This window comes from Geodermatophilus sp. SYSU D00663 (assembly GCF_054050655.1).
This window is the reverse complement of sequence record NZ_JBJGZT010000011.1, coordinates 112,798-134,196: the sequence shown is the minus strand read 5'-3', so window position 1 is coordinate 134,196 and position 21,399 is coordinate 112,798. Positions and strand designations below refer to the sequence as shown.

The window sequence follows — 21,399 nt, the reverse complement described above, 5'->3', positions numbered from 1 at the left end:
CGTGCGCACGCCCCGCCGCCTGGCCACCGCCGTCCTCGCCCTCACCGCCGGCGCCTCGCTGGCCGCCTGCTCCACCGCGGTCAGCGGCTCGGCCACGCCCGTGTCGCGGGGTGCGGAGGCCCCGACCGAGCCGGCCGCCCCGCCGGTGGAGGAGGCCGGGGAGACCGGGCCCGTGACCGACCCCGCGCCCGGGACCGGCAGCGTGCCCGCGAGCGACGACGACCTGCCGGTCCCCGGCGCCGGCGTCCCCGGCGACGAGGGCCTGTGCCAGGCGGTGGCCGGGTGGTTCGGCTACGTCGGCCTGTCGCTGGTCGCGGTCGACGGGACCGGCCACGTCGACCCCGCCGGCGTCGTCCCGCTGCTCGAGGCGCTGCGCGACGCCCCGGCCGGCCACCGGGACGCCGGCGCGCCGGTGCTCGCCGCCGCCGACGCCGTGTCCGCGGCCACCGACGCCGCGATCGACGACGTGCGGTCCGGCGGCGACGTCATCACCGCGGTCACCGACCTGACCGGCCCGGTCACCGAGTTCGGCACCGCCTGCGCCGCCGCCGGCGTCGACGTCTGACCGCGCTCAGACGACCCGGCCGCGCAGCACCGTGAGCTGCGGTCGGGTCAGGACGCCGAGGTCGGCGCGCGGGTCGCCGTCGTAGACGGTGAGGTCGGCCGGCGCGCCCTCCTCGATGCCGGGCAGGCCCAGCCAGGCCCGCGCGGACCACGACGCCGCGGCCAGCGCCGCCTCGGCGGGCAGGCCGGCGTCGCACAGCGCGCGGACCTCGTCGGCGATCCGGCCGTGCTCGATGCCGCCGCCGGCGTCGGTGCCGGCGAACACCGGCACGCCGGCCTCGAACGCCGCCCGCACCACCGCGCCGGAGGACGCGTACAGCCGCCGCATCGTGCTCGCGTACGCCGGGAACCTCCGCTCCCCCGCGGCGGCGAAGCCGGGGAAGTTCTCCACGTTGACCAGCGTCGGGACGACGGCGGTGCCGCGCGCGGCCATCTCGCCGACCAGGTCCTCGGTGAGCCCGGTGCCGTGCTCGACGCAGTCGATGCCGGCGCGGATCAGGTCCGGCAGCGCGTCGGTGCCGAAGGTGTGCGCGGTGACCCGCGCGCCCTCCTCGTGCGCCGCCGCGATCGCCTCGGCCACGACGTCGGCCGGCCACTCGGGCGCGAGGTCGCCCACCGACCGGTCGATCCAGTCGCCGACCAGCTTCACCCAGCCGTCGCCGCGGCGGGCCTGCACCCGCACCTGCTCGACCAGCCCGGCCGGCTCCAGCTCGACGGCCAGCCCCGGGATGTAGCGCCGGGTCGCGGCCAGGTGCCGGCCGGCGCGGACGATCGTCGGCAGGTCGGGCTCGTCGTCCAGCGCCCGGGTGTCGACCGGCGAGCCGCAGTCGCGCAGCGCCAGCACCCCGGCGGCCCGCTCGGCCAGCGCCTGCTCGCGCAGCCCGGCGAGGTCCTCGACGGGGACCCCGCCGCGGCCGATGCCGACGTGGCAGTGCGCGTCGACCAGGCCCGGCAGCAGCCAGCCGCCCCGGGAGACGGTCTCCGCGCCCGGGACCCGCTCGAAGGTGACCCGGCCGTCGCGGATCCAGAGGTCGCGGTGCTCGCCCTCGGGGAGGACGACCCCGGACAGGTGCAGGGAGGGGGCGGTCACCGCCCGGGCCGCTCGTCCCCGAACTTGCTGAAGTCGAGCTTGCTGAGGTCCGGCAGCGCCTGGCCCGGCGGCAGCGAGGGCATGCCGCCCGGCAGGCCACCGGGGAAGCCGGCGCCCGGGGGCAGGCCCGCGGCGCCCATCGGCCGGCGGGCCGGGGCCTTGCCGCCGCCCTTGCCCTTCTTGCCCTTGCCCTTCTTGGAGGACTGGGCCTGCATCTGCCGGCCGCGGGCCTTCTTCGACATCGGGCCCATGCCCGGCAGGCCCATGCTGCCGGCCATCTGGCCCATCATCTTCTGGGCCTGCGCGAAGCGCTCCAGCAGCTGGTTGACCTCGGTGACGGTCACGCCCGAGCCGTTGGCGATGCGCACCCGCCGCGACGCGTTGATGATCTTCGAGTCGACCCGCTCCTGCGGGGTCATCGAGCGGATGATCGCCGCGGTGCGGTCCAGGTCGCGGTCGTCGACCTGCTTGAGCTGCTCCTTCATCGCGCCCGCGCCGGGCAGCATGCCGAGCAGGTTGGCGATCGGGCCCATCTTGCGGATGGCCATCATCTGCTCGAGGAAGTCCTCGAGGGTGAAGCCCTCGCGGCTGACGAGCTTGCCGGCCATCTTCTCGGCCTGCTCGGCGTCGAAGGCCTGCTCGGCCTGCTCGATGAGGGTGAGCACGTCGCCCATGCCGAGGATGCGCGAGGCCATCCGCTCGGGGTGGAAGACGTCGAAGTCGGTGAGCTTCTCGCCGGTGGAGGCGAACATGATCGGCTGCCCGGTCACGTAGCGGACCGAGAGCGCGGCACCACCGCGGGCGTCGCCGTCGAGCTTGGTGAGCACGACGCCGGAGAAGCCGACGCCGTCGCGGAACGCCTCGGCCGTGGTGACGGCGTCCTGGCCGATCATCGCGTCGACGACGAACAGCGTCTCGTCCGGCTGGACGGCGTCGCGGATGCCGGCGGCCTGCGCCATCAGCTCGGCGTCGATGCCCAGCCGGCCGGCGGTGTCGACGACGACGACGTCGTGCATCGTGCGGCGGGCGTGCTCGATCGAGTCGGCGGCCACCCGGATCGGGTCGCCGACGCCGTTGCCCGGCTCGGGCGCGAAGACGTCGACCCCGGCCTGCTGGGCGACGATCGAGAGCTGGTTGACCGCGTTGGGCCGCTGCAGGTCCGCGGCGACCAGCAGCGGCGCGTGCCCCTGGGACTTCAGCCAGCGGCCGAGCTTGCCGGCCAGCGTGGTCTTACCGGAGCCCTGCAGGCCGGCGAGCATGATCACCGTGGGCGACTGCTTGGCGTAGCGCAGCCGCCGGGTCTCGCCGCCGAGGATCTCGATGAGCTCCTCGTTGACGATCTTGATGACCTGCTGCGCCGGGTTGAGCGCCTGCGACACCGCGGCGCCGCGCGCCCGCTCCTTGATCGCCGCGATGAAGGCACGCACGACCGGCAGCGCGACGTCGGCCTCGAGCAGGGCGATGCGGATCTCGCGCGCGGTGGCGTCGATGTCGGCGTCGGTGAGCCGGCCCTTGCCCCGCAGGCCGGTGAAGACCTTGTCGAGGCGGTCGGAGAGAGTCTCGAACACGAGCAGTCCTCAGCAGTCACGGGCGCGGACGGGCCGCGCCACCTGACCCCAGGGTATCCAGCCGGGACGTCCCGGCCCGGTCGTGCGTGCCGCTCAGGCCGCGCGCCGCACCGCCGCCGCGCCGACGACTCCCGCCCCGCCGACCAGGAGCGCACCACCGCAGCCGGTGCAGATCCACTCCGGGCACCCACCGGCGTCGTCGGTGTGCCCGTCGGCGCACGGCGGCTGCTCGAACACGCGGTCCTCGCCGCAGTCCCGGCACGGCCAGGTCGGCAGGGCTGCGGTCTGCTGGACGGTCACGCGGATCCCCCTCGGCGTCGGATGCGGGACCGGTCCGTCCCGCCTCGTCCCGACGGTCGCACGGGGCACCGACAGTTCCGGGTCGCCTCAGCCCGGTGTGTCACCGCCGGTGCGTGCCGGGTCGGGGACGGCGCCGCGCGCCGCGGCCACCAGCGCCGCCTCGACCCGGGCCCGCTGCCCGGCGTCGATCGGGCAGCCGGCGGGGTTGCAGACGTAGAAGTAGTCGGCGGCGTCGGCCCCCAGGGTCTCGATCCGCGCGGAGGTGACGTCGAGGCCCTCGGCGACGAGCGCGGCGGTGAGCCGGTACAGCAGGCCCGCCCGGTCGCCGGCGCGCACCTCGACGATGCTGGTCGCCTCCCCGCTGACCTCCGAGTCGTGCCAGGAGATCCGCGGCGGCACGGACCGGGCGGCGTCCTGCCGGTAGTCGGCCTCGCGCTGGCGCAGCCGGTCGGCCAGCGGCAGCGTCCCCTCCAGGGCGGCGCGGACGGCGTCGGCCAGGATCGTCGGCTGCGGCGCGCGGCCGAACCGCGGGCGGACGGCGAACACCGCGGTCGCCCGGCCCTCGACGACGTTCACCTTCGCCGCCCGGACGTCGAGCTGGTTGAGCGCGAGCACCCCCGCGAGCCGGCTGAACAGGCCGTGCGAGTCGGGCGCCCCGATGGTCACCTGCTGCCCGTCGGCGACGTCCTCGACCCCCACGGTGACCGCGCCGTCGCCGCCGGCCTGGGTGACCGTCGGCTCGGTGGGGTGCAGCACGGGGTCGGCCCCGTCGACCACGGTGCCGCCGAGGTGCGCCTGCACGCGGGCCACCAGGTGCGCGACCAGGTGCGCCTTCCACGGCGACCACGCCGAGGTGCTGGTGGCCGCGCCGTCGGCCTGCGCCAGCGCGTGCAGCAGGTGCAGCACCTGCGCGTCCCGGCCGATCGTGTCGGCGACCCGCTCGATGGTGGCCGGGTCGTCGATGTCGCGGCGGGTGGCGGTGTCGGGCAGCAGCAGGTGGTGGCGGACCAGCGTGCCCACGGTGGCGACGTCGGCCGGCGTGAAGCCCATGCGCTCGGCGACGCCGGCGGCGACCGGCTCCCCGACGACGCTGTGGTCGCCGGGCCAGCCCTTGCCGACGTCGTGCAGCAGCGCCGCGACCAGCAGCAGGTCGGGCCGGTCGACGTCGTGGGTGAGCTCGGCGGCGGCCGCGGCGGCCTCGACCAGGTGCCGGTCGACGGTGAACCGGTGCCACGGGTGGCGCTGCGGCAGTGAGCGCACCTGGTCCCACTCCGGCAGCAGCCGGGCCAGCAGGCCCTCCTGGTCCAGCTGCTCGAGGACCGGCACCGCCGCGCGGCCGCTGGCCAGCAGCCGCAGGAAGGACCAGCGCACCTCGGCCGGCCACGGCTCGGGCACCGGCGGCGAGTGCACGGCGAGCACCTTGAGCGTGTAGGGCGACAGCAGCAGGTCGGCCCGGGCCGCGGCCGCGGCGCCGCGCAGCACCAGCCCGGGGTCGGCGGCCGGGCGCGCGTCGCGGGCGAGCACCACCTCGTCGCCCTGGCGCACCACGCCCTCGGCCAGCGGCTCGCGGCGCACCCGGCGGTAGCGGGCGCGCGGCCGCCGGACCAGCGCGGCCTCCACCCGCCGCCAGGTGTCGTCGGCGACGAAGGCCAGCCGGCGCCCGGCCAGGCTCACCTCGCGCAGCAGCACGTCCTCGTCGGCGAGACCGAGCGCCGCGGCGACCGGGCGCTGCTCCTGGCGCACGAGGACGTCGGTGGGCCGGCCCGAGCGGCGGCGCAGCTCGTCGCGGACGTCGAGCAGGAAGGAGTAGGCCGCCTCGGCCTCGGCGGAGGGCTCGTCGCCGAGCTGGGCGGCGGCGACCGCGCGCAGCACCTGGCCCTCGCGCAGGCCGCCGTAGGCCTCCTTGAGGTCGGGCTCGAGGAGGAAGGCCAGCTCGCCGACCTGGCGGGCGCGGCCGCGGCGCAGGTCGCGCAGCTGCGGCAGCAGCCTCGACGCCGACTGCCGCCAGCTGGCCAGCGTGGCGGTGCGCAGCGCCGCGGCGAGGGCCGCGTCGCCGGCGACCAGCCGCGCGTCGAGCAGGCCGAGGCCGGCCTTCACGTCGGTGGAGGCCACCGACACGGCCTCGGCCACCGAGCGCACCGAGTGGTCCAGCCGGACGCCGGCGTCCCAGATCGGGTACCAGACGGCGTCGGCGAGGGCGGCGACCTCCGGCCGGCCGTCGTGGACCAGCACGAGGTCCAGGTCGCCGTGCGGGGGCGGCTCGCGCCGGCCGAGGCTGCCCACGGCCACGAGCGCGACGCCGTCGGTGCCGGTGCGCGGGGGCGGGCCTCCCCGGCCCTGCCGCGGCGGCGGCGTGCCGGCCACGGCGTCGGCCAGCAGGCCGCCCAGCCAGGCGTCGAGCACCCGCACCCGCCCGGCACGCGGCAGGTCGGGCAGCCCCCTCAGGTCCGGCACGGTCCCCCCTGGTCGGTTCGGTCGACGGGCTGCACCGGCGTCGGCCGGGGCGGTGGTCGCCCCACCACCCCGGCCGACGGACGGGCTCCGGTCGGGACCCGGCTAGAGCGCGTCCTCGCCGCGCTCGCCGGTCCGGACCCGCACGATCTCGTCGATCGTGGTGACCCAGACCTTGCCGTCGCCGATCTGGCCGGTGGAGGCCGACTCGACGACGGCGTCCACCACGCGGGCGGCCTCGATCTCGCCGACGACGACCTCGATGCGGACCTTCGGGACGAAGTCCACCTGGTACTCGGCGCCGCGGTAGACCTCGGTGTGGCCGCGCTGGCGGCCGAAGCCCTGGACCTCGCTGACGGTGAGCCCGGTGATCCCGATCAGCTCGAGGGCGTTCTTCACGTCGTCGAGCTTGAAGGGCTTGATGATGGCGGTGACGAGCTTCATGCCCGGACCCCTTCCGTGGTCTTGGGGGTGGTGGCCTGGTGCAGCGCGGAGCCGCTGCCGCCACCGAGACTGGTGAAGTCGTACCCGGACTCCGCGTGGACGACCGTGTCGATGCCGGCGACCTCGTCCTCCTCGCTGACCCGGAAGCCCATGACGGCCTTGACGACCGCGGCGATCACCAGCGTCAGGACGAAGGAGAACACGAGCACCGCGCCGGCCCCGACGGCCTGCCGCCAGAGCTGGTCGACGCTGCCGCCGAAGAAGAGGCTCTCCACGCCGGCCGGAGCGTCGGGGTCGGCCAGGAAGCCGATGGCCAGGGTGCCCCAGAGGCCGCCGACGAGGTGCACGCCGACGACGTCGAGGGAGTCGTCGTAACCGAGGCGGTACTTCAGGCCGACGGCGAGGGCGCACAGCGCGCCGGCGACGACGCCCACGATGATCGCGCCGACCGGCGAGACCGCGGAGCAGGCCGGGGTGATGGCGACCAGGCCCGCGACGGCGCCGGAGGCGGCGCCCAGCGAGGTGGCGTGGCCGTCGCGCAGCTTCTCGGTGACCAGCCAGCCGAGGACGGCGGCGCCGGTGGCGGCGAGGGTGTTGACCCAGACGACGGCGGCGGTGTTGTTGGCCGCGAGCGCGGAGCCGGCGTTGAAGCCGAACCAGCCGAACCACAGCAGGCCGGCGCCGAGCATGACCAGCGGCAGGTTGTGCGGGCGCATGGCCTCGCGGCCGAAGCCGCGCCGCTTGCCGAGCACCAGGGCCAGGGCGAGGCCCGCGGCACCGGCGTTGATGTGCACCGCGGTGCCGCCGGCGAAGTCGATCGCCGCCAGGTCGTTGGCGATCCAGCCGCCGGTGTGGGTGACCACGCCGTCGTCGTCGGTGAGGGTGAAGTCGAAGACCCAGTGGGCGACCGGGAAGTAGACGACGGTGGCCCAGATGCCGGCGAAGACCATCCAGGAGCCGAACCTGGCGCGGTCGGCGATGGCGCCGGAGATCAGGGCGACGGTGATGATCGCGAAGACCGCCTGGAAGCCGACGAAGGCCATCGACGGCAGGCCGCCGGCCTCGCTCGTCGTGTCCTCCATGAGGCCCTTGAGCCCGAAGAACTCGCCCGGGTCGCCGAGCAGGCCGAGGCCGACGTCGTCGCCGAACGCGACGGAGTAGCCGTAGAGCACCCAGAGCACGGTGATGAGCGCCAGCGCGCCGAAGCTCATCATCATCATGTTGAGGACGCTCTTCGCGCGGACCATGCCGCCGTAGAAGAGCGCGAGGCCCGGCGTCATCAACAGCACGAGAGCCGCGCTGGTGAGGATCCAGGCGGTGTCGCCGGTGTTGACCACGGCAACCTCCTGAGGTGGGTCGTGGGCCGTCGGCCGCAACGAGGGAACGGGCCCCGGCGGGCCGGGGACGGTCGGGGTCGCGGTCGCCCCCTTCCCTGGCGGCGACGCGGCGTTCACGGTGCCGGGGCGTTGTTTCCGGGGGCGTCGTCGCCGCGTTTCCGGACCGTGAACTCCGCGCCGCGTGTCCCGGGGTCGTGTGACGGCCGTGTTGCCGGGGCGCGTGGGCGTGGCCGCGGCCACACCCGGAGTCCGTCTGCGAGGGGTGTGCAGTTGCAAACTGTGTGCAATAAGGTTCCCGCGGGTGGTACCCGGCCGCCCGCGAGTCCCGTGGAGGTCCGCGTGCACGTCCCCGACGGCTTCCTGGACGCGCCGACGTCCGTGGCCACCGGTGCGGCGGCCGCCGGCGCGGTCGCCCTCGCGCTGCGCGGCGCCCGCCGTGAGCTCGACGAGCGCACCGCTCCCCTGGCCGGCCTCACCGCCGCCTTCGTCTTCGCCGTCCAGATGGTCAACTTCCCGGTCGGCGCCGGCACCAGCGGCCACCTGATCGGCGGCGCGCTCACCGCGGTCCTGGTCGGGCCCTGGACGGCGGTGCTCTGCACGACCGTCGTCCTCGTCGTCCAGGCGGTGCTCTTCGCCGACGGCGGGCTCACCGCGCTGGGCACCAACGTGACGCTCATGGGCGTGGTCGCCGTCGGCGTGGGCTACGGCCTGTTCCGCCTGCTGTTGCGGGTCCTGCCGCGCACCCGCGGCGGGCTGCTCGCCGCGGCCGGTGCCGGGGCGTTCGCGTCGGTGCCGGCGGCCGCGCTCGCCTTCGTCGCGCTGTTCGCCGCCGGTGGGGTCGCCGACGTGCCCCTCGGCACGGTGGCCGCGGCCATGGGCGGCATCCACGTGCTCATCGGCATCGGCGAGGCGGTCATCACCGTCGCGGTGCTGGGCGCGGTGCTGTCGGTGCGGCCGGACCTCGTGCACGGCGCCGCGCACCTGCGCCGCCCCGCCGACCTCGCCACCCGCCCGGGCCTGCGGACCGAGGAGGCCGTGCGATGAGCCGCCGTCGCGGCCTGTGGCTCGTGGGCCTGCTCGTCACGCTCGTCGTCGCCGGCTTCGTCAGCCACTACGCCAGCTCGCACCCCGACGGCCTGGAGTGGGCCGCGGGCGAGACCGGCTTCGCCGACACCGCCCGCGACAGCGCCACCGCCGGGTCGCCGCTGGCCGACTACGCCGTGGAGGGCGTGGACGACGGCCGGCTGTCGGGCGGGCTGGCCGGGATCGCCGGCGTCGCGGTCACCCTGGTGCTCGCCGGCGGCCTGACCCTCCTGCTGCGCCGGCGGAGCGGCCGGCCGGCCGAGGTGGGCAGCACCTCCGCGGAGGACTGACGTGGGCGCCGGGCACGGCGGCCCGCTGGGCGCGGCCTACGTCAGCGGCACCAGCGTGGTGCACCGCCTCGAGCCGCACGTGAAGCTGGTCGCGGTGCTGGCCTTCGCGCTGGTCGTCGTCGCCACCCCGGTGCACGCGGGGTGGGCACCGGCCGCCTACGCCGGGTACGCCGCCCTGGTGCTCGCCGCGGCCGCCGTCGCGCGGGTGCCGGCCGGGCGGCTGGCCCGCGGGCTGGTCGTCGAGGTGCCGTTCCTGGTCTTCGCGCTGCTGCTGCCGGTCGTGTCGCGCGGCCCGCGGGTCGAGGTGCTCGGCCTGTCCCTGTCGGAGAGCGGGCTGGCCGCCGGCCTCGGGCTGCTGGCCAAGGCGACGCTGTCGGTGCTCGCCGCCACCGTGCTCGCGGCCACCACCGAGCCGCGGGAGCTGGTGCGCGGGCTGCAGCGGCTGCGGCTGCCGGCGGTCCTCGTGCAGATCCTCGCGTTCATGGTCCGCTACGCCGACGTCGTCGGCGGCGAGCTGCGCCGGATGCGGGTGGCCCGGGAGTCCCGCGGCTTCCGGAGCCGCGGGCCCGGGGCGCTGCGCGTGGTGGCCGCCGGCGCCGGGGCGCTGTTCGTGCGGTCCTACGAGCGCGGCGAGCGCGTGCACCTCGCGATGCTGTCGCGCGGGTACACCGGCGCGCTGCCCACCGGGCCGGTCGCCGCGGTGCCCGCCGGGGCGTGGCTGGTGGCGCTGAGCCTGCCCCTGTCCGCCGCCGCGGTGCTCGCGGCGGGGATGCTGCTGGGGTGAGCACTCCCCCGTCCGCACTCCTCGTGGAGGACCTCGCCTTCGCCTACCCCGACGGCCACCAGGCGCTGTTCGGCGTGGACCTGCGGCTCGAGCCCGGCGAGCGGGTGGCGCTGCTCGGGCCCAACGGCGCGGGCAAGACGACGCTCGTGCTGCACCTCAACGGGATCCTCGCCGGCGGGCGCGGCCGGGTGACCGTCGGCGGGCTGCCGGTGGAGAAGCGGAACCTCGCGGAGGTGCGCCGGCGGGTCGGCATCGTCTTCCAGGACCCCGACGACCAGCTGTTCATGCCGACCGTCGGCGAGGACGTCGCCTTCGGCCCGCGCAACCTCGGCCTGCCCGAGCCCGAGGTCGCCGCCCGGGTGGCCGCGGCGCTGGAGCAGGTCGGCATGGCCGGCGCCGCCGACCGCCCGCCGCACCACCTGTCCTTCGGCCAGCGCCGCCGGGTCGCCGTCGCCACGGTGCTGTCGATGCACCCGGAGGTGCTGGTGCTCGACGAGCCGTCGTCGAACCTGGACCCGGCCGGCCGGCGCGAGCTGGCCGAGGTCCTCACGGCCCTGCCGGTGACCATGCTGATGGTCACCCACGACCTGCCCTACGCCCTGCAGCTGTGCCCGCGCTCGGTGGTGCTCGACGGCGGCGTCGTGGTCGCCGACGGGCCGACCCGCGAGCTGCTCTCCGACGCCGACCTGCTGGCCGCGCACCGGCTCGAGCTGCCCTTCGGGTTCGACCCGACCCGCGTCTGAGCCTCCGTCGACGTCGTCCGGCCCCTCCCGGGCACCGCCCCGAGCGTGCGAGGGGTGGGGAGGAGGGGGTCCTCCCGCTAGTCCGCGGCGCCGACCAGGCCCTCGGCGAAGGCCTCCGGCTCGAACGGCGCGAGGTCGTCGGCGCCCTCGCCCAGGCCGATCAGCTTGACCGGGATGCCGAGCTCGCGCTGCACCGAGACGACGATGCCGCCCTTGGCGGTGCCGTCGAGCTTGGTGAGCACCACGCCGGTGACGTCGACGGCCTGGGTGAACACCCGCGCCTGCACGATGCCGTTCTGCCCGGTGGTGGCGTCGAGGACCAGCAGCGTCTCGGTGACCGGGCTCTGCTTCTCCACGACCCGCTTGATCTTGCCCAGCTCGTCCATGAGGCCGGACTTGGTGTGCAGCCGCCCGGCGGTGTCGACGACGACGGTGTCGACCTCGGCCTCGACGCCCGTGCGCACCGCCTCGAACGCCACCGACGCGGGGTCGGCGCCCTCCCGCCCGCGGACGGTGAGCACGCCCACCCGCTCGCCCCAGGTCTCGAGCTGGTCGGCGGCGGCGGCGCGGAAGGTGTCGGCGGCACCGAGGACGACGCTCTTGCCGTCCCCGACGAGCACGCGGGCGATCTTGCCGACCGTCGTCGTCTTGCCGGCGCCGTTGACCCCGACGACGAGGAGCACGCCGGGCCGCCCCCCGTGCCGGTCGGTGGCCAGGCTCCGGTCGAGGTCGGGCCCGAGGACGGCCGTCAGCTCGCGGACGAGCAGCGCGCGCAGGTCGGCGGGCGTGGCGGTGGCCAGCACCATCGACTGGGTGCGCAGCCGCTCGACGATCTGGGTGGTCGCGGCGACGCCGACGTCGGCGGCCAGCAGGGTCTCCTCGACCTCCTCCCAGTCGTCCTCGGTGAGCCGCTCGCGGGCGAGCACGGTCAGCAGGCCGCGGCCGAGCGAGGACTGCGAGCGGGCCAGCCGCGAGCGCAGCCGGACCAGCCGGCCGGCCGACGGCGGCGGCGTCTCGAAGACGACGCCCGGCTCCGCCTCGGCCGGCGGCAGCTCGACGGCGGGCGGCGTCTCGGGCGAGACGGTGTCCGGCTCGGCCGGCGCGAGACCCTGACCGGAGGCGGTGGCACCCGACGGCCGGTCCTCCCGCGGCGGCGCGGGCGGTGGCGCCGTGGGCGGCCGCGGGCGGGTGAGCGTGGTGCCGGCGGCGGCGTCCTCGTCCAGCCGGGTGGTACGGCGACCGCGGCCCACCAGGAGGCCCACCCCGGCGACCAGGGCCACGAGGACGATCGCGATCGCGATCAGCACGAACTCCATGCCGGTCAGTCTCCCAGTTCGCGCTCAGCGGGTTCTGGGCGGAACCCGGGTCGGTGGGCGAGGCTGGCGGCCATGCCGCCGCCTGCCGGGGATCCCCCGGCCCTCCTGCTCGGCCCGCTCCTGCGACACGTCGACCCCGTGTCGGCGACCGTGTGGGTGGAGACCGACCGCCCGTGCACCGTCGACGTCCTCGGGCGCAGCGCGCGCACCTTCCGCGTGGGCGGGCACCACTACGCGCTCGTCGTCGTCGAGGGGCTGGCGCCGGGCAGCACCACGCCCTACGAGGTGCACCTGTCGACCGACGGCACCGACGGCGTCCGGGTGTGGCCCGAGGAGGGCTCGCCGTTCCCGCCGAGCCGGATCCGCACGCCCGGGCGGCCCGGGCCCTTCCGGCTGGCCTTCGGCTCCTGCCGCTACGCCTCACCGGGCACCGTCGACGTCGCCGAGGGCATCCCGCCCGACGCGCTGGACGCCTACGCCGAGCGGGTCGCGGCGCTGCCCGAGGGCGAGTGGCCGGACGCGCTGGTGCTGCTCGGCGACCAGGTCTACGCCGACGAGCTGACCCCGGCGACGCGCAGCTGGCTGGGCCTGCGCCGGGGCGGGCCGGTGCGCCACGACGCCCAGGTGCACGACCTGGAGGAGTACACGCGGCTCTACGCCGAGTCCTGGAGCGACCCGCAGGTGCGGTGGCTGCTGGCCACCGTCCCGTCGTCCATGGTGTTCGACGACCACGAGATGATCGACGACTGGAACACCTCGGCCGCCTGGCGGCGCCGGGTGACCACGACGGACTGGTGGGCCGACCGCATCGCCGGCGGCATGGTCAGCTACTGGGTCTACCAGCACCTGGGCAACCTCTCCCCCGCCGAGCTGGCGGCCAGCGGGACGTGGCAGGCGGTGTGCGCGCTGCCCGAGGGGGCCGACGCCGAGCCGGTGCTGCGCGAGATGGCCGAGGTCGCCGACCGGGACCCGCGGTCGGTGCGCTGGAGCTACGTGCGCCACTGGGGCGACGCGCGGCTGCTCGTGGTGGACAGCCGGGCCGGGCGGGTGCTCGACGAGCAGTCCCGCCGGATGGTCGACGACGACGAGTTCGCCTGGATCGAGGAGCAGGTGCGGGCCGCGGTCGCGGACGGCGTCGAGCACCTGCTGGTCGGCACGTCGCTGCCCTGGCTGCTCCCCCACGCGATCGACGCGATCGAGCGCTGGGACGAGGCGCTGGCGGTCCGGCACGAGGGGCGGCCGCTGGGCCGGCTGGCCGAGGCGCTGCGGCAGGCCGCCGACCTCGAGCACTGGGCCGCGTTCGGGCACTCCTTCGACCGGCTGGCCGCCGCGCTGCTGGCCGCGGCCCGCGGCGAGCACGGCCGGGCGCCGGCGACGGCGGTGGTGCTCTCCGGCGACGTCCACCACGCCTACGCCGCCGAGGTGGTCTCCCCCGGCGGCCTGTCCGGGCGGGTGCACCAGCTCACCGTCTCGCCGCTGCACAACCAGGCGCCGCACCCGATCCGGGTCGGGTTCCGCATCGGCTGGAGCCGCTGGGCGCGGCGGCTGACCGGGGCGATCGCGCGGGCGGCCCGCGTCCGTCCCGCGTCGGTGGAGTGGGTCAAGGCGGCCGGGCCGTTCTTCGGCAACCAGGTGGGCGAGCTGGTGCTCGAGGGCCGGCGGGCGCGGTTCGTGCTGCACGTGAGCGACCACCGGGCCGACGGCGAGGAGTGCCTGCAGCAGGTGCTCGACCTGCCGCTGGCCGGTCCGGTGCCCGCTGCGGCCCCGGCGGCGGAGGTGACAGGCTGACGGGGTGACCGATCCCCGTGGTGTCAAGCCGGCCCCCGGGCCCGACCAGCCGCCCATCCCCGTCCGGCTGGTCACCTTCAACACGCACCACGGCGTGGGCGACGACCGGCGGCACGACCTGCCGCGGCTGGCGAAGGTGCTCGCCGCCGCCGACGCCGACGTCATCTGCCTGCAGGAGGTGGACCGGCACTTCGGCGAGCGCAGCGAGGACGTCGACCAGGCGCTGCTGCTGTCCCGGGCGCTGGACGTGCAGCTGGCGTGGGGCCCGGCGATCGACGAGGCCCGCCCCGGGGACGCGCCGCGGCGTCAGTACGGCAACGCGCTGCTGTCCCGGCTGCCGATCCTGGTCAGCGACGTCCACCCGCTGCCGGGCAGCGGCGAGCCGCGCAGCGCGCTGCGCACCCTGGTGGAGCTCGACGGCGGCGCGCTGTGGGTGACCACCACCCACCTGACGACGCGGTCGGCGGCCGAGCGCGCCGAGCAGGTGGAGCTGCTGGCGGCGCTGACCACCGAGTCCATGGCCACCGGCGTGCTGGTCGGCGACCTCAACGCCGCCCCCGACGCCCCCGAGCTCGCCGGCCTGCGCGAGCGGTTCACCGACGCCTGGGAGGTCGCGGGCGAGCGCGAGGACCAGGCGCGGTGGCGCTTCTGGCAGCGCGAGGAGGGCCTCACGCACCCCGCCCGCGCCCCGCACGCGCGCATCGACCAGGTGTGGGTGACCCCGGGCATCCAGGTCGCCGGCGCGCGGGTCCTCGACGGCGCCGGCGCCTCGGACCACCTGCCGCTCGTCGTCGACCTGCTGGTCCCCTCCGGGGTCTGAGGACGCCTCAGGCGGACGCGGCGTCGGCCTCGCGCAGGCGCTGGCTGATGACGCCGGTGATGCCGTCGCCGCGCATGCTCACGCCGTAGAGGGCGTCGGCGATCTCCATCGTCCGCTTCTGGTGGGTGATGACGATCAGCTGCGACGTCGCCCGCAGCTGCTCGACGAGGGTGAGCAGCCGGCCCAGGTTGACGTCGTCGAGGGCGGCCTCGACCTCGTCGAGCACGTAGAACGGCGAGGGCCGCGCCCGGAAGATCGACACCAGCAGCGCGACGGCGGTCAGCGAGCGCTCGCCGCCGGACAGCAGCGACAGCCGCTTGACCTTCTTGCCCGGCGGGCGGGCCTCGATCTCCACGCCGGTGGTGAGCATGTCCTCGGGGTCGGTGAGCACCAGCCGGCCCTGCCCGCCGGGGAACAGGGTGGCGAAGACGCCCTCGAACTCGCGGGCGACGTCGGCGAACGCGGACGCGAACACGTCGTGGATGCGCCCGTCGACCTCGCGGACGACGGTCAGCAGGTCCCGGCGGGTGGCCCTGAGGTCCTCGAGCTGGGTGGCGAGGAAGGTGTGCCGCTCCTCGAGCGCGGCGAACTCCTCCAGCGCCAGCGGGTTGACCTTGCCGAGGGTGGTGAGGTCCCGCTCGGCGCGGGCGGCCCGGCGCTCCTGGGTGGCGCGGTCGTAGGGCACCGCGGCGGGCTCGGGCTCGCCTGCGGCCTCGGCGGCGGCGACCTGCGCCGGGGTGGGCGGCACCGGAGCGGCCGGCCCGTACTCGGCGACCAGCGTGGGCAGGTCGACGCCGAACTCCTCGGCGGCGCGCTCCTCCAGCGCCTCGATGCGCAGCCGCTGCTCGGCGCGGGCGACCTCGTCGCGGTGCACCTCGTCGGTGAGCCGCTCCAGCTCCGCGGTCGCCGCGCGGACCCGGGTGCGGACCTCGAGCAGCTCGGCCTCGCGGGCGGTGCGCTGCCGGGCCAGCTCGTCGCGCTCGGCCGCGGCGCGGGTCAGCGAGCCGGTCAGCGCGGCGAGGGCCTCCTCGGCGCCGGCGCGCACCCGGGCGGCGACCTCCGCGCCGCGGCGGCGGGCCAGCCGGGCGGCCGCGGCGCGCTCGCGGGCGGCCCGCTCCTGCCGGGCCTGGCGGCGCAGCGCGTCGGCGCGCCCGGACAGCGCGCGGGCCCGCTCCTCCGCCGTCCGCACGGCCAGCCGGGCCTCGGTCTCGGCCTGCCGGGCCGCGGCCACCTCCAGCCGCAGCCGGTCGCGCTGCTCGGCCGACGGCTCCTCCTCGACCGGCGCCGCCTCCGCCTCGGCGAGCCGGGCCTCGAGCTCGGCGAGCCCGGCCCGCGACTCCTCCAGCGCCCGCTCGGCGCGCCGCCGGGCGGCGTCCGAGCGCTCGGCCTCCGCGGCGGCCGACCGGGCCGCCGCACCCAGCTCGGCGAGCTGCGCGGCGAGCGCCGAGCGGCTGCGGTCGGCGGCCTGGCGGGCGGCCAGGGCGGCGTCGACGTCGGCCGAGCGCGCGCGGGCGGTCTCGCGGGCGGCGGCCAGCCGGTCGGCGAGGTCGGCGGCGCGCTCGCTGGCGGCGGCGAGCTCGCGCTCGGCCTCGTCGACGCGGGCGCGCACCTCCAGGCCCGAGGGGGCGTTCGTCGCGCCGCCGGTGGCGGAGTCGGCGCCCACGAGGTCGCCGTCGGCGGTGACCGCGCGCACCCGCGGGTGCGTGGCCACCAGCGCGCGGGCGGCGTCGAGGGTGGGGACGACGGCGACCCGGTCGAGCGCGCGGGCCAGCGCCGGGTGCAGCTCCGCGGGCGCCTCGACGAGGTCCAGCGCCCAGGACAGGCCCTCGGGCAGCGCCGGCCAGCCCTCGCGCGGCAGCGGGGGCGGGCCGCCGGTGACCAGCAGCCCGGCGCGGCCGGCGTCGGTGTCGCGCAGCCGCGCGAGCACGGCGGTGGCCTCGGCGACCCCGGTGACGACGACGGCCTCGGCCAGCCCGCCGAGGGCGGCGGCCAGCGGCACCTCCGCGCCGGGCGCGACGGTGATCCGGTCGGTGACCGGCCCGACGACGCCGGGCAGGCCCGAGGCGAGGACGGCGGCCGCGCCGTCGGCGGGGGCCAGGCCCAGGGCGAGCGCGTCGCGGCGGGCGGCCCAGGAGGCGCGGTCGCGCTCGGCGGCGCGCTCGGCGTCGGCGAGCTCGGTGACCGCCCGCGCGGCGGCGGTGTGCGCGGCGACGGCGTCGGTGTGCGCGGTGACCAGCGCGACGTCCTCGTCGTCGGCGTCGGCGACGCCGGCCCGCCGCTCGGCCAGCCGCGCCCCGGCGGCCTCGGCGCGCGCGGCCGCCTCGGCGGCGGCCTGGGCCAGCCGCTCCACCTCGGCCTGCCCGGCGGCGGCGCGGGAGCGCCCGGCGGCGACCTTCCCCGACAGCCGGGCCAGGCCCTCGCGGCGGTCGGCGAGCGCGCGGGTGGCGGCCACCCAGGCGCGCTCCTCCGCGGCCAGCGCCTCCTCCAGCCCGGCGCGGGCGGCGACGGCGGTGGCGAGCCGGCCGCGCTCGGCCTCGAGCCCGGCGGCGAGCTCGGCCTCGGTCGCGGCGACCCGGTCGGCCTCGGCCTCCAGCTGCTCGGGGTCGCGGCCGCCCGTGGGGGCGGGTCCGGCGGCGGACAGGTGGCGGTGCCGCTCGGCGGCCAGCTGGGCGACGCCGCGGAACCGCTCGCCGAGCGCGGACAGCCGGTACCAGGTGTCCTGCGCGGCACCCAGGCGCGGCGCGTCCGCGGCCAGCGCCGCCTCCAGCGCGCCCTCCCGCGTCGACACCTGCACCAGCTCGGCCTCGACGACGGCGCGCCGCTCGCGGGCCGCGGTCTCGTCGGCGACGTCCTTGGCGAGGGCGTCGCGCAGGCCGACCAGGTCGTCGGCGAGCAGCCGGAGGCGGGCGTCGCGCAGCTCGGCCTGCACGCCGGCGGCGCGGCGGGCGACCTCGGCCTGGCGGCCCAGCGGCTTGAGCTGGCGGCGCAGCTCGGCGGTCAGGTCGGCCAGCCGGTCGAGGTTGGCCTGCATCGCGTCGAGCTTGCGGAGCGCCTTCTCCTTGCGCTTGCGGTGCTTGAGGACGCCGGCGGCCTCCTCGACGAACGCGCGCCGGTCCTCGGGGCGGCCGGACAGCACGGCGTCGAGCTGGCCCTGGCCGACGATGACGTGCATCTCGCGGCCGATGCCGGCGTCGCTGAGCAGCTCCTGCACGTCGAGCAGGCGGACCTTGTCGCCGTTGATCTCGTACTCGCTCTCGCCGGAGCGGTACATCCGGCGGGTGACCGAGACCTCGGTGTAGTCGATCGGCAGCGCGCCGTCGGCGTTGTCGATGGTGAGGGTCACCTCGGCCCGGCCCAGCGCCGGGCGGCCGGCGGTGCCGGCGAAGATGACGTCCTCCATCTTGCCGCCGCGCAGCGACTTGGCGCCCTGCTCGCCCAGGACCCAGGCGATGGCGTCGACGACGTTGGACTTGCCCGAGCCGTTGGGGCCGACGACGGCGGTGATGCCCGGCTCGAGCCGCAGCGTCGTCGGGGACGCGAAGGACTTGAAGCCCTTGAGCGTCAGGCTGGACAGGTGCACGGACTCGGCAGCCTAGTCCTCCCGGGCCGGTGCGCCGGGGCGGGCGAGGCGGGTGGTGCTGAGGAGGAGGACGCGGTTACGCGAGGGCCGGCTCGGCGTTGTCGCCGGTCAGGCTCATCAGCTCGTGGGCGATGGCCGCCTCCCGCTGGGCCCGCAGCTCGGTCAGCTCCTGCTCCAGGCGGCGCACCTTGGCACGCAGGACCGCGTTCTCCTCGAGTACGCGGAGCTCCGCGGGGGACACGACGGAACCGAACAGGGCCTTGGCCATGGCGGAAACGGCCTTTCCGACAGCGAGAGGGGGTGCCCGCCGCCCCGGGAGGTCGGTCGGCGCGGGCTCGGTGTCCCCAGGGTGACAGCCCCCGACACGCAGGTCAACGCCAAGACCGGAGCGTCATCGTGTCGGGGGGATGTCGCCTTCGTCACGCGGTGGTGAAGCCGGGGACCCCCTGCACCTCGCGGTCCTCCTGCACCGTCCCGGTCACCCGGCCGGGGGCGTCCGGGCCGCTCAGCGCGGCGACGACGGCGCGGACGTCGTCGGCCGGTCCCTCCAGCTCGACCTCGACGCGGCCGTCGGGCAGGTTGCGCGCCGAGCCCGACAGGCCGGCGGACTCGGCCAGGCCGCGGACGAACCAGCGGTAGCCGACGCCCTGCACGCGGCCGGAGACCAGCACGCGCACGCGGACGGCGTCGCTCACGACCGCCTCGCGCGCGGGCGCGGCTGGCACTGCGGGCAGCTGTAGCTCGACCGGTTCGTGAAGGACTCCCGGACGATCGGCGTCCCGCACCGCGGGCAGGGCCGGTCGGCCTGGCCGTAGACGGCGAGGAAGCGGGAGAAGTAGCCGCTCTGCCCGTTGACGTCGACGTACAGCGAGTCGAACGAGGTGCCGCCCTGCGCCAGCGCCTCGCCGAGCACGCTGCGCACGCCGTCGAGCAGGTCCGCGACCTGGGTGCGGGTCAGCCGGTCGGTGGGCCGCGTGCCGTGCAGGCGGGCCCGCCACAGCGCCTCGTCGGCGTAGATGTTGCCGACGCCGCCGATCAGCGTCTGGTCGAGCAGCGCCCGCTTGACCTCGGTGCGCCGGCGGCGCAGCGCGGCGCTGAAGCCGGCCTCGTCGAACGAGGTGTCGAGCGGGTCGATGGCGATGTGCGCCAGCCGCGGCGGGATCCGCTCGCCGTCCGCGTCCTCGACCGCGAGCCCGCCGAACGTGCGCTGGTCGACGAAGCGCAGCTCGCGGCCGCCGTCGGTGAAGGTGAACCGGGCGCGCAGGTGGGTCTCGTCGGGCTGGGACCGCTTCTCCACGAGGAGCTGCCCGCTCATGCCGAGGTGGGCGACCAACGCCCGGCCGGCGGGTGTGCCGTCGGCCTCGGTCAGCGGCAGCCACAGGTACTTGCCGCGGCGGTGCGCGGCGCTGAGCGTGCGGCCGGTCAGCGACTGCACGAAGGAGTCGGCGCCCTCGAGATGCCGGCGCACCGCGCGCGGGTGGTGCACCTCGACGGCGGCCACGGTGCGCCCGGCGACCCAGCGCTCCAGGCCGCGCCGGACCACCTCGACCTCGGGCAGCTCGGGCACGGGTCAGTCCCCGGCGGGCGCGGGGGCGTCGGCGGGCGCGGGGGCGTCGGCGGGCGCGGGGGCGTCGGCGGGCGCGGGGGCGTCGGCGGAGACGGCGCGCCAGGCGGCCTCGGCGGCCTCCTGCTCGGCGGCCTTCTTGGTGCGCCCGGTGCCCTTGCCCCGGACGACGCCGGCCAGCGAGACCGCGGCGGTGAAGGTCTTGGCGTGCGGCGGGCCCTCGTCGGTGACGTCGTAGACGGGGGCGCCCAGGCCGCGGGCGGCGCCGAGCTCCTGGAGGCTGGTCTTCCAGTCCAGGCCGGCGCCGCGGGTGGCGGACTCGACCAGCAGCGGGTCGAACAGGCGGTGCACGACGGCCGCCGCGGTCTCCAGGCCCACGCCCAGGTGCACGGCGCCGATCAGCGCCTCGAGCGCGTCGGCGAGGATCGAGTCCTTCTCCCGGCCGCCGGTGGTCTCCTCGCCGCGGCCGAGCAGCAGGTGCGGCCCCAGGCCGCCGTCGCCGAGCCGCCGGGCGACCCCGGCCAGCGAGGTCATGTTGACCACCGAGGCGCGCAGCTTGGCCAGCCGGCCCTCGGGCAGGTCCGGCTGGCTGCGGTACAGCTCGTCGGTGACGACGAGGCCGAGCACCGCGTCGCCGAGGAACTCCAGCCGCTCGTTGGTGGGCAGGCCGCCGTGCTCGTAGGCGTAGGAGCGGTGGGTCAGCGCCAACGCCAGCAGGCCGCCGGGCAGCTCGATGCCGAGGGCGTCGAGCAGCCAGGCGGCCGCGGAGTCGGCGTGCGCCGGTCCCGCCGGCGAGCCGCCGTCGGGGACGACCGGCGGGCGGGCGGCGCTGCCCACGTCGTACCGGGTCAGACCGAGAGGACCTGGCGGCCGGCGTGCTGGCCGCAGTTCGGGCAGGCCTGGTGCGGCGGCTTGAGCTGGCCGCAGGCGCGGTTCGGGCAGGGGGCCAGCGTGGGGGCGCTCGCCTTCCACTGCGACCGGCGGGCGCGGGTGTTGGCGCGGGACATCTTCCGCTTCGGGACGGCCACGGTCAGTTCTCCTCAGGGTCGCCCGGACGGTCGGTGACCGCTCCGGTGGTGAAACGGCCGGCGAGGCCGGCCCAGCGGGGGTCGACCAGCTCGTGCGAGTGGTCGTCCGGCAGGTCGTCGAGGCGCTGGCCGCAGCCGGAGCACAGGCCGGCGCAGTCCTCGGTGCAGGTGGGCGAGAGCGGCAGGGCGAGGACGACGGCGTCGCGCACCATCGGCTGGAGGTCGATGCGCTCGCCCTCGACGAGACGCACCTCGTCCTCCTCGCTGGTGGCCTCGGTGGTGCTGCCCGGGTAGGCGAACAGCTCCTGGACGTCGAGGTCGTAGGTGTCCTCGACCGGGTCCAGGCAGCGGGCGCACTGGCCCTCGACCGGCACCTCGACGTCGCCGGAGACCAGCACGCCCTCCATCACCGACTCCAGCCGCAGCCGCAGGTGGACCGGCGCGCCCTCGGGGACGCCGATCATCTCCAGCCGCCAGCCCTCGGGGGCCGGGACGGTGCGGTCGAGCTCCTGCATCGAGCCCGGACGGCGGCCGAGCTCGCGCAGTTCCACGGCCCAGGGGTCGGCGGCAGGGCGCCGGGCGTCGGGGGACGCGGCGCCGGGGCGGCGGTCGGCAGGTGCGGCAGGCATGTCGGTACTCGCGGTCGTCA

General features: G+C 76.9%; 21 protein-coding genes. 7 read left to right on the top strand and 14 right to left on the bottom strand.

Going from position 1 to position 21,399, the window contains the following annotated elements; genetic code table 11:
• Nucleotide 1: 1 nt before the first annotated feature.
• On the top strand, nt 2–565 hold the full coding sequence (locus tag ACI79Z_RS10900; protein ID WP_387993459.1) for a hypothetical protein: 564 nt from the start codon (nt 2–4) through the stop codon (nt 563–565).
• 6 nt (nt 566–571) lie between these two features.
• Here the strand turns inward: ACI79Z_RS10900 and ACI79Z_RS10895 are convergent, their stop codons facing one another.
• From ACI79Z_RS10895 to ACI79Z_RS10870, 6 genes are all read right to left on the bottom strand, one after another.
• A complete protein-coding gene (locus ACI79Z_RS10895) occupies nt 572–1,654 on the bottom strand; it encodes an amidohydrolase family protein (protein WP_387993461.1) in 1,083 nt (360 codons plus the stop codon).
• The gene (gene ffh / locus ACI79Z_RS10890; protein ID WP_456902625.1) at nt 1,651–3,222 is read right to left on the bottom strand and encodes a signal recognition particle protein; all 1,572 of its coding nucleotides are present in this window, start codon (nt 3,220–3,222) and stop codon (nt 1,651–1,653) included. Before ffh ends, ACI79Z_RS10895 begins: the two co-directional genes overlap by 4 nt.
• Nucleotides 3,223–3,315: 93 nt before the next feature.
• On the bottom strand, nt 3,316–3,522 hold the full coding sequence (locus ACI79Z_RS10885) for a hypothetical protein (protein WP_387993465.1): 207 nt from the start codon (nt 3,520–3,522) through the stop codon (nt 3,316–3,318).
• A gap of 87 nt (nt 3,523–3,609) precedes the next feature.
• Complete coding sequence (locus tag ACI79Z_RS10880; RefSeq protein WP_456902624.1) at nt 3,610–5,976, bottom strand: [protein-PII] uridylyltransferase; 2,367 nt, start codon at nt 5,974–5,976, stop codon at nt 3,610–3,612.
• A gap of 102 nt (nt 5,977–6,078) precedes the next feature.
• Nucleotides 6,079–6,417, bottom strand: coding sequence for a P-II family nitrogen regulator (locus ACI79Z_RS10875; protein WP_073421809.1), 339 nt, complete (start codon nt 6,415–6,417; stop codon nt 6,079–6,081).
• A complete protein-coding gene (locus tag ACI79Z_RS10870; protein ID WP_387993470.1) occupies nt 6,414–7,754 on the bottom strand; it encodes an ammonium transporter in 1,341 nt (446 codons plus the stop codon). Before ACI79Z_RS10870 ends, ACI79Z_RS10875 begins: the two co-directional genes overlap by 4 nt.
• A 339-nt stretch (nt 7,755–8,093) precedes the next feature.
• Between ACI79Z_RS10870 and ACI79Z_RS10865 the strand changes: the two genes are divergently transcribed.
• From ACI79Z_RS10865 to ACI79Z_RS10850, 4 genes are read left to right on the top strand one after another with little or no spacing between them, the layout of a single operon-like run.
• Nucleotides 8,094–8,798 carry an energy-coupling factor ABC transporter permease gene (locus ACI79Z_RS10865; RefSeq protein WP_456902623.1) on the top strand — a complete coding sequence of 235 codons (705 nt, stop codon included), beginning with the start codon at nt 8,094–8,096 and terminating at the stop codon, nt 8,796–8,798.
• Nucleotides 8,795–9,127 (top strand): PDGLE domain-containing protein, encoded by a 333-nt coding sequence (locus ACI79Z_RS10860; RefSeq protein ID WP_387993483.1) that lies wholly within the window; start codon nt 8,795–8,797, stop codon nt 9,125–9,127. The genes ACI79Z_RS10865 and ACI79Z_RS10860 overlap by 4 nt, the downstream gene beginning before the upstream one ends.
• A 1-nt stretch (nt 9,128) precedes the next feature.
• A complete protein-coding gene (gene cbiQ / locus ACI79Z_RS10855; protein WP_387993486.1) occupies nt 9,129–9,911 on the top strand; it encodes a cobalt ECF transporter T component CbiQ in 783 nt (260 codons plus the stop codon).
• Nucleotides 9,908–10,654, top strand: a complete 747-nt coding sequence (locus ACI79Z_RS10850; protein ID WP_456902622.1) for an energy-coupling factor ABC transporter ATP-binding protein — start codon at nt 9,908–9,910, stop codon at nt 10,652–10,654. The genes cbiQ and ACI79Z_RS10850 overlap by 4 nt, the downstream gene beginning before the upstream one ends.
• Nucleotides 10,655–10,731: 77 nt before the next feature.
• Here ACI79Z_RS10850 and ftsY read toward each other — a convergent pair whose 3' ends face one another.
• A complete protein-coding gene (ftsY, locus tag ACI79Z_RS10845) occupies nt 10,732–11,970 on the bottom strand; it encodes a signal recognition particle-docking protein FtsY (protein WP_387993492.1) in 1,239 nt (412 codons plus the stop codon).
• A gap of 72 nt (nt 11,971–12,042) precedes the next feature.
• Between ftsY and ACI79Z_RS10840 the strand changes: the two genes are divergently transcribed.
• Together ACI79Z_RS10840 and ACI79Z_RS10835 are read left to right on the top strand one after the other, a co-directional pair.
• Complete coding sequence (locus tag ACI79Z_RS10840; protein ID WP_456902621.1) at nt 12,043–13,758, top strand: alkaline phosphatase D family protein; 1,716 nt, start codon at nt 12,043–12,045, stop codon at nt 13,756–13,758.
• Nucleotides 13,759–13,762: 4 nt separating this feature from the next.
• Complete coding sequence (locus ACI79Z_RS10835) at nt 13,763–14,578, top strand: endonuclease/exonuclease/phosphatase family protein (RefSeq protein WP_387993498.1); 816 nt, start codon at nt 13,763–13,765, stop codon at nt 14,576–14,578.
• 7 nt (nt 14,579–14,585) lie between these two features.
• Here ACI79Z_RS10835 and smc read toward each other — a convergent pair whose 3' ends face one another.
• From smc to ACI79Z_RS10800, 7 genes are all read right to left on the bottom strand, one after another.
• Entirely contained in the window at nt 14,586–18,158 is a 3,573-nt protein-coding gene (gene smc, locus ACI79Z_RS10830; RefSeq protein WP_456902620.1) for a chromosome segregation protein SMC, read from the bottom strand.
• 76 nt (nt 18,159–18,234) lie between these two features.
• Complete coding sequence (locus tag ACI79Z_RS10825; RefSeq protein ID WP_387993211.1) at nt 18,235–18,426, bottom strand: hypothetical protein; 192 nt, start codon at nt 18,424–18,426, stop codon at nt 18,235–18,237.
• A 151-nt stretch (nt 18,427–18,577) separates the two neighbouring features.
• Nucleotides 18,578–18,853 (bottom strand): acylphosphatase, encoded by a 276-nt coding sequence (locus tag ACI79Z_RS10820; protein WP_387993214.1) that lies wholly within the window; start codon nt 18,851–18,853, stop codon nt 18,578–18,580.
• Complete coding sequence (gene mutM, locus ACI79Z_RS10815) at nt 18,850–19,725, bottom strand: bifunctional DNA-formamidopyrimidine glycosylase/DNA-(apurinic or apyrimidinic site) lyase (protein WP_456902619.1); 876 nt, start codon at nt 19,723–19,725, stop codon at nt 18,850–18,852. Before mutM ends, ACI79Z_RS10820 begins: the two co-directional genes overlap by 4 nt.
• Nucleotides 19,726–19,728: 3 nt before the next feature.
• Nucleotides 19,729–20,559 (bottom strand): ribonuclease III, encoded by an 831-nt coding sequence (gene rnc, locus ACI79Z_RS10810; protein ID WP_456902618.1) that lies wholly within the window; start codon nt 20,557–20,559, stop codon nt 19,729–19,731.
• Nucleotides 20,560–20,570: 11 nt separating this feature from the next.
• A complete protein-coding gene (rpmF, locus tag ACI79Z_RS10805) occupies nt 20,571–20,750 on the bottom strand; it encodes a 50S ribosomal protein L32 (RefSeq protein WP_089402499.1) in 180 nt (59 codons plus the stop codon).
• Nucleotides 20,751–20,752: 2 nt separating this feature from the next.
• Nucleotides 20,753–21,379, bottom strand: a complete 627-nt coding sequence (locus ACI79Z_RS10800) for a YceD family protein (RefSeq protein ID WP_387993223.1) — start codon at nt 21,377–21,379, stop codon at nt 20,753–20,755.
• Nucleotides 21,380–21,399: the final 20 nt, after the last annotated feature.

What these genes read in the sequence shown, in the direction of transcription:
- ACI79Z_RS10875 (WP_073421809.1), bottom strand. Translation starts at nt 6,417, where the DNA reads ATGAAGCTCGTCACCGCCATCATCAAGCCCTTCAAGCTCGACGACGTG.
- ACI79Z_RS10860 (WP_387993483.1), top strand. Translation starts at nt 8,795, where the DNA reads ATGAGCCGCCGTCGCGGCCTGTGGCTCGTGGGCCTGCTCGTCACGCTC.
- ftsY (WP_387993492.1), bottom strand. Translation starts at nt 11,970, where the DNA reads ATGGAGTTCGTGCTGATCGCGATCGCGATCGTCCTCGTGGCCCTGGTC.
- ACI79Z_RS10840 (WP_456902621.1), top strand. Translation starts at nt 12,043, where the DNA reads ATGCCGCCGCCTGCCGGGGATCCCCCGGCCCTCCTGCTCGGCCCGCTC.
- ACI79Z_RS10825 (WP_387993211.1), bottom strand. Translation starts at nt 18,426, where the DNA reads ATGGCCAAGGCCCTGTTCGGTTCCGTCGTGTCCCCCGCGGAGCTCCGC.
- ACI79Z_RS10800 (WP_387993223.1), bottom strand. Translation starts at nt 21,379, where the DNA reads ATGCCTGCCGCACCTGCCGACCGCCGCCCCGGCGCCGCGTCCCCCGAC.